Annotated in this window: 11 protein-coding genes; 5 read left to right on the top strand and 6 right to left on the bottom strand. The window is 53.7% G+C overall.

From position 1 onward, the window contains the following. Positions 1-18 precede the first annotated feature (18 nt). The 6 genes from KGP26_RS13100 to KGP26_RS13075 all read right to left on the bottom strand — a co-directional run bounded on the left by KGP26_RS13100 (position 19) and on the right by KGP26_RS13075 (position 8,005). The gene (locus tag KGP26_RS13100; RefSeq protein WP_021804601.1) at positions 19-1,302 is read right to left on the bottom strand and encodes a serine transporter; all 1,284 of its coding nucleotides are present in this window, start codon (positions 1,300-1,302) and stop codon (positions 19-21) included. Between the two features lie 230 nt (positions 1,303-1,532). Continuing rightward, a complete protein-coding gene (locus KGP26_RS13095) occupies positions 1,533-2,417 on the bottom strand; it encodes a PHP domain-containing protein (protein ID WP_223665555.1) in 885 nt (294 codons plus the stop codon). Between the two features lie 753 nt (positions 2,418-3,170). Continuing rightward, positions 3,171-4,511 carry a cytochrome c gene (locus tag KGP26_RS13090; RefSeq protein WP_223665554.1) on the bottom strand — a complete coding sequence of 447 codons (1,341 nt, stop codon included), beginning with the start codon at positions 4,509-4,511 and terminating at the stop codon, positions 3,171-3,173. Positions 4,512-4,522: 11 nt separating this feature from the next. Beyond that, a complete protein-coding gene (locus KGP26_RS13085) occupies positions 4,523-6,307 on the bottom strand; it encodes a GMC family oxidoreductase (RefSeq protein ID WP_223665553.1) in 1,785 nt (594 codons plus the stop codon). 2 nt (positions 6,308-6,309) lie between these two features. After that, on the bottom strand, positions 6,310-7,035 hold the full coding sequence (locus KGP26_RS13080) for a gluconate 2-dehydrogenase subunit 3 family protein (protein ID WP_223665552.1): 726 nt from the start codon (positions 7,033-7,035) through the stop codon (positions 6,310-6,312). Between the two features lie 307 nt (positions 7,036-7,342). Continuing rightward, positions 7,343-8,005, bottom strand: a complete 663-nt coding sequence (locus tag KGP26_RS13075; RefSeq protein WP_021804606.1) for a transglycosylase SLT domain-containing protein — start codon at positions 8,003-8,005, stop codon at positions 7,343-7,345. A gap of 109 nt (positions 8,006-8,114) precedes the next feature. Between KGP26_RS13075 and ghoS the strand changes: the two genes are divergently transcribed. The 5 genes from ghoS to KGP26_RS13050 all read left to right on the top strand — a co-directional run bounded on the left by ghoS (position 8,115) and on the right by KGP26_RS13050 (position 12,089). Then, the gene (gene ghoS / locus KGP26_RS13070) at positions 8,115-8,414 is read left to right on the top strand and encodes a type V toxin-antitoxin system endoribonuclease antitoxin GhoS (RefSeq protein WP_071680433.1); all 300 of its coding nucleotides are present in this window, start codon (positions 8,115-8,117) and stop codon (positions 8,412-8,414) included. Positions 8,415-8,543: 129 nt separating this feature from the next. Next, on the top strand, positions 8,544-9,482 hold the full coding sequence (locus KGP26_RS13065) for a metal ABC transporter substrate-binding protein (protein ID WP_021804608.1): 939 nt from the start codon (positions 8,544-8,546) through the stop codon (positions 9,480-9,482). Then, positions 9,479-10,369: a manganese/iron ABC transporter ATP-binding protein gene (locus KGP26_RS13060; RefSeq protein ID WP_179247388.1), complete on the top strand. Its 891-nt coding sequence runs from the start codon at positions 9,479-9,481 to the stop codon at positions 10,367-10,369. The genes KGP26_RS13065 and KGP26_RS13060 overlap by 4 nt, the downstream gene beginning before the upstream one ends. Next, on the top strand, positions 10,369-11,232 hold the full coding sequence (locus tag KGP26_RS13055; protein ID WP_059200610.1) for a metal ABC transporter permease: 864 nt from the start codon (positions 10,369-10,371) through the stop codon (positions 11,230-11,232). Before KGP26_RS13060 ends, KGP26_RS13055 begins: the two co-directional genes overlap by 1 nt. Continuing rightward, on the top strand, positions 11,232-12,089 hold the full coding sequence (locus KGP26_RS13050) for a metal ABC transporter permease (RefSeq protein WP_021804610.1): 858 nt from the start codon (positions 11,232-11,234) through the stop codon (positions 12,087-12,089). The genes KGP26_RS13055 and KGP26_RS13050 overlap by 1 nt, the downstream gene beginning before the upstream one ends. Positions 12,090-12,189 lie beyond the last annotated feature (100 nt).

The following is a 12,189-nucleotide window of genomic DNA, read 5'->3' as shown; positions in this document are numbered from 1 at the left end:
GCGGGGCCAACTTGCTCCCTATGCCAAACCGTAAACCAAAGCGGAAAGCGCAATCAGCCCCATCACCAGCACAAAGACATTGCTCAATGCTCGATAACGGCGCATAGCCGGAACCGCGCGCACCGCATACATCGGCAGAATAAACAGGATCACCGCAATCAGCGGACCGCTGATGGTTTCAATGATATGCAAGGCGCTCGGATTCCAAACGGTGGCCGCCCAGGTCAGCAAGAACAGCACCACACCGGAAATACGATGGGTTGTGACTGCAGTGAGTGGCTTGCCAACGGCGCGTGTTAGCCCATCGATCAGACTGGTTGCCCCTTCGGTAACGCCTAATGAAGTGCCAAGATAGGATTTTGCCATCGCCAACATCGCCATCACCGGCCCAAGATAGGCAATCAGCGGGTTGGAAAATTTGTTGGCCAGGGTGGTCAACACCGTGATGTTCTGTGCTTTCGCCTGCTCCATCTCCTGGTGCGAAAGACTCAGCACGCAGCTGAACACGAAGAACAGCACGGTGACGCAAATCAGCAGGTAGCTGTAACGCATAATCCGCGCACAACGGCGCTCAGCGTTGTCACCATATAAGCTTTTCTGGGTGGAAGCGAACGACGAAATGATCGGCGCATGGCTAAAGGAAAATACCATTACCGGGACCGCCAACCACAACGAATGCCAGAGGTCGGGGCTGTCAAATTGGGTGTTGGCCAAACCACTGACAAAGTTCTCGGTCTGCCAGGTGGGTACCAGATACAGCGAAATCCCCATCAGAAACACCAGCAATGGGAATACCAGAACGCCCATCGCGGCCACGATCGTATCCTTTCCACGCAGCAGTACCAAATTGAGCACCACCACCACCGCCAAACTCAGCCAGATGCGGGGTACCGGGGCAAAGTGAAATTGATGGGTCAGAAAGCTGTCCAACGCGTTGGTGATGGAAATACTGTAGACCAGCACGATGGGGAAAAACGCCATCAGGTACAGCACCATAATGATCTTGCCGGCTAACACGCCGAAATGTTCGACCACCACGTCCTGAATGTTGCCATCGCGGCTGGAGCCGGAAAGGACAAAACGGGTTAATGCCAAATGGGGTAAATAAGTCAGAGGGAAAGCGAACAGTGCCATCAATAGCAGCACCAATGGGCCATTCAGACCGGCATTGATCGGCAGAAACAGGGTGCCGGCACCCACGGCCGTGGCATAAAGCCCGAACATCCAGACGGTGTCGGTCTTGTTCCATTTGGCAGGTTGAGCAATGGCCAACCTGCCATGATCTGGAGAAATCGTACTCATGAGACAGCTTACCTTAATCTACAGCGCCAACGATTGCGCCCGACGGAAACTCCCTTCTCCGTAGAATGTTTATATAAAACAGGATATTAATGGCGAGAGAAATTCACCTACCTGATAAAAGGACGGCAAAGGATAAAGAAAATCTCTGGAATGGTCTATATTTCGGCGGTTAACTGCGCGCTTCGTGAGCAGCCTATGCCGCCCACGAGCCATAGGGAATGAAACAAAGCTTAGGCGCTGGCGGCGGCGACAAACCGGCGTATTTCGCCAATATGCTGCGGGCCGTAACTACATTGCCCTACTTCTATTTTTGGCTTGTTACGCCCATGGAAGTCGCTGCCACAGGTAACAAACGCCGAGCGGCTCAGGGCAAACTCATACAGCTGGCTGGCCAACTCCGGTGAATGATAGCTTGAGAACACCTCGACCCCCATCACACCAATCTTCAGCATGTCATCGATGACTTGAGTATGGTCCTGCTTAACGTTGGCACCGATATGCGCCAGGATCGGTATTCCCCCATTATGGCGGATCACCTCCACCATGCGGTTCATGGCGGGATAGGTGACCGGCATATAGCACACCTTCCCTGGTCCAAAGAAGTCCCAGTAGAAGTTGATTAGTGGCATATCGGCCCTTTCCCCCCCGGGTCGATAAGGCATCAGCAATGGATGCCCATCATTACGTGGATCGTCGAGTATCACCTCACCCATCTGCTCTTCCTGCGGGATAGCGCCACCGCATACCTGCTCCAGGCGTTGCTCATCCAGATGGAATTTCAACCCACGCAGCTTGGCAAACTTCAGCGGCGTCAGTTCCCGTTGAATGCTGCTGAAATTGTTATAGATTTCGACAAAGTCATTGCTGGGGGTAAACCCGTAGCCCAACAGGTGGAAGTTGCGCCCAGCGAAGGTGCAGTCGATCTCGATACCAGACAGGACATTGAGGCTGGACGATGCCAGCGCCTTGGCTTCCGGCACCGAATTGGCATTATTATGGTCGGTCACCGCCAACGTACTGATACCGTTGGCCAGGCAGCGTGCAATCAGCGTCTCAACCGGGAAGTCTGCATCATCGCTGTAGTTGGAATGCATATGCAGGTCGATTTTTTCCATGGCAATGTCCTTTGGCGAATGCTCAAACCAAGACCATACTAAAGCCGCCCTTGAATGCATACAGTGGATTTGACACTTTGTATCGTCAGGATCACAAAAGCGTGGGTCTGCTCACGGGATGTAGATCGACATGTTGACGAGATGGATAACGGTGCAGACTGTTAACAGGCATTGACGGTGCCAAATAGCTGTGGCTACTTGGTCATCCATCTAAAATGCCCCACTTTTCCAGGGCATCTCACCTGATGAAATCTGCTTTTTTGCCAAAGATGGCAAACCGCAACGCATCATGTTCGGAAAAGCAGCGTATCGATTAACCTCGCACATTTCCTTTTGAACTTGATGCGCTTTCTGTAGGTATATTTTCGACCAAGACTAATACAGATACGCTTACGCCTATCAACCTCAAAAGCGATGGAAATGTACACCACCATTAATAAAACTATTACCATCACGCCTATAGCCTCCCTTTAGTTTCAACGCTCCCCTGCGATTAACATTAATAACATTAATGAAATTTTTATTCACCAACAAATAAAATCAGAACAACCCAATCAATAACAGTGACATAGAACAAATATGAAGTGCAATATCTCGCAGAAAGGTAAAAAACTCAGGTCAAATAGTTTAAAGACCCAGGAATGGGCTGTTAAAGGTGATTAAAAATCACACACCATGAAATGATTAACAACTCTAACTTATTTAAGGATAATTGAGATAAATAAAGGGCCTCGAACGAGGCCCTTGTGAGGATTACTTGGCACCCACAGGCGCTGGCTCTGGGACAGTAGAACTGCCCATCGCCTTCTCATCGCGGATAATTGAACGATCCTTACGCACGTCAGCTACATCGGAAGTACTGATGGCTTTGGCGTTATTACCCCAGCTGGAGCGAATAAAGTTCACCACGTCCGCTACCTGCTGGTCGTTCAACCGCCAGCCAAACGGTGGCATGGTGAGGTTGGAAACCGCCCCCTTCACTGCTGGCGTGGTATTGCCGACCAGCACAATGTGGATCAGCGAGGTCGCGTCTTCGGTCTGCACCACCGGGTTGCCCTTCAGTGCCGGGAAGGCACGCTTGTAACCAACACCATCTGTACGGTGGCAAGCGGCACAGTTATCGACGTACAGCGCGGCTCCGGGCTTGCTGTCGTTACCACGCCACAAATCTTTGGCGACGCTGTCTTCAACCGGAGCGGCCTGCTGTTTACCGTCTTTCGGCGGCAAGGTTTTCAGATAGCGGGCGATCGCGGTCAAATCCTCATCGCTGAGATATTGCAAGCTATGTTCGACCACGTCGCTCATGCCCCCAAATACCACCGACTTATCGTTGCGGCCGGTTTTCAGGAACTCGGTCAGTTCGCTCTCGCTCCAGGTGCCTAAGCCATCTTTATTATCGCCACGCAGGCTGGATGCTACCCAACCGTCAATCGGCGCGTTACTGCCAGACAGGTAGTCATCCCCTTCCGTGTTGCTCAACGCCTTCTCTTGCATGGTCAGGCTGCGCGGCGTATGGCATGCCCCGCAGTGCCCAAGCCCTTCGACCAGATAGCGGCCACGTTCGATAACCGGATCGGCGTTGGCGTTGGCCGCAAAATCAGCCGGTGTTGGTGCAAACATCGAACGCCAGATGTGCAGTGGCCAACGCATGGACAGCGGCCAGGGAATATCGGAGTCTTGGTTCGCTTGTTTGACGGGTTGCACGCCGTGCATGAAATAGGCATACATGGCACGCATATCCTCCTCTTTCACCAGCGCAAACGAAGGATAAGGCATCGCCGGGTACAGGGTGCTGCCGCTCTTGGCGACGCCTTTGCGTACCGCATTGTCGAAATCTGCAAAACTGTAATCGCCAATGCCGGTGGTTTTGTCCGGGGTGATGTTGGTGGAATAGATAGTGCCAATCGGCGTTTCCATCGCCAAACCACCAGCAAAGGGCACACCGTTTTTACCATTGGTGTGGCAGGCCACACAGTCACCGGCACGTGCTAGATATTCACCACGTTTGAGCAATTCGCTGCTGACCGCCGCGTCCTGCGCCAAAACGGAAAAACTCAGTGCACTGAGAACCAGTGCGGGAACCAAAGCTTTCATCACTCGCATCCTCATGCCTGCACCAATGGGCCTGGGTTTTTCAGATACTGCTCGCGAATGGCACGGGCAGACCAGTAGGCCAACGCGGCAACGGTGCCGGTCGGGTTGTAGCCCAGCCCCTGCGGGAAGGCCGATGCGCCTATCGAGAACACGTTATGCACGTCCCAGCTTTGCAGGTAACGGTTTACCGCGCTGGTCTTGGGATCTTCTCCCATCACCGCTCCGCCGTTCATGTGCGTAGTTTGGTAGCTGGTGGTATCGAAATGGCTGTTGGCGTTTTTCGGGCTGCCGGAAATCAGTTTCGGGTTCATCGCCTTGGCGATCGGGGCCATCTTGTTGAACATAAACTGCGCCATCTTGATGTCGTTTTCCTGCCAGTCGAAGGTCATGCGTAGCAGCGGTTGGCCAAAGACGTTCTTGTAGGTCGGATCGAGATCGAGATAGTTGCTACGATAGGACTGGTGCGCGCCATGCGCATCCATAGAGACATGGTGCGTATAGGCATCCGCCACCGCGGCTTTCCACTTGCTGCCCCAGGCTGGAGTACCAGGAGGCGTTGGCAGGCCGGAGATCGGTTTGGTACCCGCCTGGTTGACCCAGAACGGTGAGCCACCGACAAAGCCCTCCTTGCCGTGGTCAAAGTTATCCGCGTTGAAATCATCCACGCCGACGCCGTTACCGCCCGCGCCAATAAACGGGTTGGTATGGACGTCCTTATCAAAGAACGCCTTGATGGTAGTCATGTTCTGGTAGGCAAAATTACGCCCAACCACCCCTTCACCGGTCTGTGGATCGTAAGGTTTGCCAATACCGGAGAGCAGCATCAGATGCACATTGTGGAACTGGAAGGCCCCGAGGATCACCAGATCGGCAGGTTGTTCAATCTCACGCCCCTGGGCATCGATATAGTTCACCCCGGTCGCCCGGCTTTTGTCAGCTGTCAGGTTAACTTTCAGCACGTTAGCGTTGGTGCGCAGCTCAAAGCGCTTCTCCATCCGCAGTGCTGGCAAGATATTGACGTTTGGCGACGCCTTGGAATACATGTAGCAGGCATAACCGCTGCAGTAACCGCAGAAGTTGCAAGGACCCATCTGCGCGCCATAGGGGTTGGTGTAGGAATCTGACGTATTGGCAGAGGGCAGATTGTAAGGGTGATAACCCACCTCACGCGCCGCCTTTTCAAACAGCTGCGCGGAGAAGGTGTTCTTCTGCGCTGGCAGTGGGAAATGGTCGGAACGGTCTGGTGCAAAGGGGTTTCCGCCTTTGTCTTTACCCACCAACTGCCCCTTCACTGACCAGGCTGTGCCGGAGGTACCGAATACCTTCTCGGCCTTATCAAAGAACGGCTCCAGCTCGTCGTAGCTCACCCCAAAATCCTGGATCGTCATGTCTTTTGGAATAAAGCTTTTACCGTAGCGCTCTTCATAATGGCTGCGCATACGCAGCTCGATAGGATCGATACGGAAATGCACGCCAGACCAGTGCAGGCCAGCTCCGCCAACGCCAGTGCCCGGCAGAAAAGCCGCCAACTGGCGATAAGGTACTGCGGTTTGGCTGGTGTTGTGACGGATAGTCACCGTACTTTTTGAAAGGTCCTGGAACAACTTGCGGCGGATATTATAGGTTAGTTCATCGATCACCTGCGGGTAGGAGCCGTCTGGGTAGGTATCGCGCATCGGGCCACGCTCAAGCGCCACCACGTTTAGCCCGGCCTCGGTCAACTCCTTGGCCATAATGGCACCAACCCAACCAAAACCGACGATCACCACAGCCTGCTTCTTCATTACCGTTGCCATAATTACCCCCTCTCCCCACGAATCGATACCGGTGGGAAGGGATAACGTTCCCCTCGCTCAACCCAGTCCATAAAGTCGGCGCGCGCGCCCGGAAAATTAATCAGCTTCCATCCCACCATTTCTTTGTTACCGCCATGGATTGGATCGCTGAAAAAACCTTCACGGGTGTTTTGCAATAGGTAAGAGAAGAACAGCTTGGCAGGCAGTTGCGCAAACTCGGCCTCACCGGATTCAAACTTCTGCAACAGCGCATCCTGTTGTGCGCCATCCAGCTCGGCGAATACTTTACCTGTCGTTTTCTTGCTGTAGGCATCCGCGTCGCTGATACCCAGGTTATAAATCTGTTTCGGCACCAACGGCAGTTGATAACCCATTTCCGGTGCAACATCGGGATTGAACGGCCCTTGCATGTACCAGATTGAGCCGGTGGCATAAGGCGTATTCATCTGCCGATCGATAAACTCCGGCACGCCTGCTTCCAAAGCGCCCGGGCCGCGCTCGTCCGCAGGGATCAAACGCGCGACCGCCGCCTGGACAAAGGCCCACTCTTCGGGGGTAAAGAAGGTTGGTTGATAGTCAGCCTGCTTGGGGGTGTCGCTAGCGGCAAGCACGGGTGTGGGCGCCGTCAGGGCACTCACACCGCTGCCACCGAGAACGGCTGCGGGGATCAGCGTCATCGACTTCAGCAAGAAATCACGCCGGGAGTTGTTGGTTTTATCGTTCGACATAGCACATTCCTTCCAAAAAAAATCACAACTATTTAACCTCAACCTCGCGTTCCATACGGAGTTTAAACATATATTGTTACGTAATTGTTTATTTTTTGAAGGTCAGAATGTGAGCTTTGGCAGCAATGTTACCGGTAACTATTTGATTGAGCGTAAAGTTTTCTTTGTTAATGTAAAATTAACAATTTGTGCGGTTTTTTAGTTCAAAAGGCGGGAGAACAACGGAAATGGGATGCAGAGCACATTTTTACCGGCAAGAAATAGCAAAACCGGCCCTTTATTGGGGCCGGCTGTAGGCAATCTGAGGCTAGTCAGCCATCGCTTGATAAGCAGTGGTAACCTTCCACAAGTAACGCGGCGCTTGCGGTGCCGGGTGTTTCTTCTGGATATGCTGATAAAACTCGTCCGGGCTCATCTGATTGATGCGGTTTACCGCCACACGTTTATCCGATGAGAAGGTCCGTAACATCGCGCCTGCCCCGTTCACATAGGAAACGATGGTGGCATAGCGTAACGTTTGTGGATTGGTGATCCCGGCTAGCTGCTGGCTTTGAAGAATATTGATATAGGCTGTTCCCAGATCAATATTGACCGCCGGATCCTTCAACTCACGTGAACTTGGCTGCCCGTTCTTTCCCTTCATACGGTAAGCATCGCGTCCAGCGGTTGAGGCTTTCAGCTGCATGAGCCCCACGGCATTCGAGGTGCTGACCACGTTCGGGTTAAACCCGGACTCCACCTGAATGATCGCCTTAATCAGCGTTTCGTCGACGCCATAGTTGCTGGCAGCCTGACGGATATAATCGTTATAAGCGACCGGTGTCCCGGTACGGTTGCTTGGTGTTTGCGGTGGGTTTTTTAGCCAACCGCCCGAAGTGCCACTGCCTGCCTGGTTGCCGGTTGTTTGCGGATCTTTCGCACAACCGGCTAATAGTACGATTGCCATCAGGCAACCTATTTTTGTTTTCACAGAATCCCTCACTCCTTTCAATGAGTTGCGTAGCATATACAACGGGTAAGGATACCTGCATAACTTTTTTGGTCTATTCTCAGGCTATCCATATACCAAGAGGTGATTTATGAGTCAATCTTCGTCCATAGGATTTGTGGTGACTTTCACCTATCCGGAACAGAGCTTAACCGATTTAGCCAAATTAACCGGACAAATGACGCTGGCCGGTTTTTCCACCATGCTCAGCGACAGCAACGGCATTCCCCATGAGCTGGGGATCAACAGTTTTTCGCTAACAACGCCATTAAATCAAGAAGATGTCAAACAGTTGGCACAAGGCTTGGGCGAGGTGGCATTGGGGGCAAAACCCGAAGTGGAAATAGTCACTGGCAGTGATTACTTTAAGCGGTTACATCCCGATACATAAAATGTTATAACTCACACGGCGGTACTATTTCATTAACAACAACATAACCCCTTGGCAAAGCTTGGTGATGCTTGACTTCCGCTCAATTGATATTGATAATCATTTTCATTTGAATAAGGAGACGTCATCATGCCAATGAAAAACAACGTATTTACTCGTCGTCGTTTTAGCTTGTCCCACTTTCGACCCCTTGCCCTGCTCTGCATATGCCTTAGCGTTGTTGCTGTGAGCCAACCGGCTTCGGCAAAGGAAAAGCTGCGCGTGGTGACCACCTTCACCATTATCCAGGATATCGCCCAGAACGTGGCGGGCGACGCTGCCGTAGTGGAGTCCATCACCAAGCCTGGGGCGGAAATCCACGACTATCAGCCCACGCCGCGGGATATCGTTAAGGCACAGCACGCCGATCTGATTTTATGGAACGGGATGAACCTGGAGCGCTGGTTCCAACGCTTCTTCGAAAATATCAAACAGGTGCCCGCCGCCGTGGTAACCGAAGGGATCACCCCGCTGCCGATCCACGAAGGCCCGTATAACGGTAATCCAAACCCCCATGCCTGGATGTCGCCAAGCAATGCGCTGATCTACATCGAGAACATCCGCAAAGCGCTGGTGCAGCACGATCCTGATAACGCCGAAACCTATAACCGCAATGCCAAAGCCTACGCTGAAAAAATCGCGGCGCTGGATGCCCCGCTACGCGAGCGTTTGTCGCGTATTCCGGCAGCCCAGCGCTGGCTGGTAACCAGCGAAGGCGCCTTTAGCTATCTGGCCAAAGACTATCAGTTGCAAGAAGTCTACCTGTGGCCAATCAATGCCGACGAACAGGGCTCACCGCAGCAGGTGCGCCGGGTGATTGATACCGTGCGGGCCAACCACATTCCGGTGGTGTTCAGCGAAAGCACCATTTCGGATAAGCCTGCCAAGCAGGTGGCCAAAGAAACCGGCGCGCAATACGGCGGCGTGCTGTACGTCGATTCGCTGTCTGCCGCCGACGGGCCGGTGCCCACCTATATCGATCTGCTCAATGCCACCGTGCAGACCATCGCCAAAGGATTCAATCAATGAGTGCAGAGACCTTTATCCGCCCCGAACTTAGCGTGGATGACGTATCGGTCACCTATAACAACGGCCATACGGCGATCCATAACGCCAGTTTTACCCTTAGCGGTGGTTCGATCTGTGCGCTGGTAGGGGTTAACGGCAGCGGGAAATCGACCCTCTTCAAAAGCATCATGGGCCTGGTAAAACCGACATCTGGCCAGGTGACGCTGAGCGGGCAGCCGGTTGTCGCCGCGCTGAAGAAAAACATTATCGCCTACGTGCCGCAAACCGAGGAGGTTGACTGGAACTTCCCGGTGCTGGTGGAAGACGTGGTGATGATGGGCCGCTACGGCAAAATGAACTTCTTGCGCATTCCTACCAAGGAAGACCGGCTGCGGGTCGATAAGGCGCTGGAACGCGTTGGCCTGACTGAATTACGTAGCCGACAGATCGGCGAGCTTTCCGGCGGGCAGAAAAAGCGCGTATTCCTGGCCCGTGCCCTGGCTCAGCAGGGAACGGTGCTGCTGCTTGATGAGCCTTTTACCGGCGTAGATGTCAAAACCGAGAACGCCATTATCGATCTGTTACGTTCGCTGCGCGATGAGGGGCACCTGATCCTGGTATCGACCCACAACCTCGGCAGCGTACCGGAGTTTTGCGATCGAGTGATCCTGATTAACCGTACCGTGCTTGCCGCCGGCCCGCTCGAGACCACGTTCACGCAAAGCAATCTGGAACTGGCGTTCGGTGGCGTGTTGCGCCATATCAATCTCTCCGGGCCCGATCTGCACGATGACAACGATCCCCGCACCGTGACGGTAATCACCGATGACGAGCGCCCTGCGGTGTTTTATGGCCATACCAAAAGCGATCCTCCGGCGCAAAGTCAGCAAAAGGAGAATAACCCCTGATGCTCGAGATCCTGCTGCAACCGTTTAACTACAACTACATGGTCAAGGCGATGTGGGTCAGCGCCATCGTCGGTGCGGCCTGCGCTTTTCTGTCAGCGTATCTGATGCTGAAAGGCTGGTCGTTGATGGGGGATGCGCTTTCCCACTCCGTGGTGCCTGGGGTGGCCGGTGCCTATGCCCTCGGCCTGCCCTATGCAGCCGGTGCGTTTTTCACCGGCATGCTGGCCGCGCTGGCGATGACGTTGGTACGCCACGTTACCCGCCTGCGTGAAGATGCGATTATCGGTTTTATTTTCTCCACCTTTTTCGCCGTCGGCCTGTTGATCATTTCGCTCAATCCTACCTCGGTGAACGTGCAGTCGATCATCTTCGGCAACATTCTCGGCATCGCAGATGAAGACGTGTTGCAGGTGGAGATTATTATCGGCGTTTCGTTACTGATCTTATGCCTGGTGTGGAAAGACCTGCTGGCGGTATTTTTCGATGAAAACCACGCGGTATCGATCGGGCTTTCGCCACTAAAATTGAAGATCCTGTTCTTTACCCTGCTTAGCGCCTGCACCGTGGCCGCGCTGCAAACCGTCGGCGCCATCCTGGTGATCGCCATGGTGATCACTCCCGGTGCTACCGCCTATCTGCTGACCGACCGTTTTGGCCGGCTGGTGATTATCGCCATCGCGATCGGTGCCTTGACCAGCGGCTTGGGTGCCTACCTCAGCTTCTTCGTCGATGGGGCAACCGGCGGCGTGATCGTCACGCTGCAAACGCTAGTGTTCCTGGCGGCCTTCCTGTTCGCACCGAAGCACGGGCTGTTAGCCTCAAAACGTCGCGTAAATCGTGGCAACTCTCCGGAGGGCAACTGATGGAACTCCTGTTGCAATGGCTCTCTGAGCCGTTCGCCTATCCCTTTATGCAACGCGCCATCATCGCGGCTATCGTCACCGGTGTCGTCTGCGCCGTGTTGTCTTGCTATCTGGTATTGAAAGGCTGGTCACTGATGGGTGATGCCATTTCTCACGCCGTGCTCCCCGGCATTGTGCTGGCCTTTGTGTTCGGTATTCCGCTGGTGATTGGCGCATTTCTTTCCGGCATTTTCTGCGCGGTCGCGACGGGTTATCTGAAAGAGCACAGCCGGGTAAAAGAAGACACGGTGATGGGGATCGTATTCTCCGGCATGTTTGCCTTTGGGCTGGTGCTGTTTGCCCGCATCGATACCGATCAACACCTCAGCCATATCCTGTTCGGCAATATGCTGGGGATCACCGACGGTGAGCTACGGCAAACGTTGTGGATCGCCGGGATCACGCTGGCAATCGTGCTGCTCAAGCGCCAGGACTTCATGCTCTACTGTTTCGATCCCAATCATGCGCGCGTTATCGGCCTGCCGGTGAAGTTACTGCACTACGGCTTACTGTGCCTGCTGGCGTTAACCATTGTGGCCTCGCTACAGGCGGTGGGGGTGATCCTGGTGATTGCGATGCTGATCGCACCGGGGATTATTGCGTTCACGCTGTGCCGCAGTTTCAACCGGATGTTGATTGTTGCCACCATCGCTTCGGTTTTTTCCTGTGTGCTGGGTACACTGATCAGCTTTCATATCGACGGCGCAACCGGGCCGTGCATCGTGATCGTACAGGCGCTGCTGTTTGTCATCGCCCTGCTCTATAGCCACTTCAAACCCGTGCAACGCAACGAAATCACCGTAGTTAAAAACCATTAAGCCGCCCTCACCCTAACCCTCTCCCCCAGGAGAGGGAACAGAATGTGCCACTGTTGTGGTCTAGTAATATCGAACACCGATAAAGGTTTTTACGCCACCC

Origin of the sequence: Serratia sp. JSRIV002 (assembly GCF_019968725.1) — a bacterium.
GTDB classification, from domain to species: domain Bacteria; phylum Pseudomonadota; class Gammaproteobacteria; order Enterobacterales; family Enterobacteriaceae; genus Chania; species Chania fonticola_B.
The sequence above is the reverse complement of the archived record's forward strand: the minus strand, read 5'-3'. Positions and strand labels throughout refer to the sequence as shown.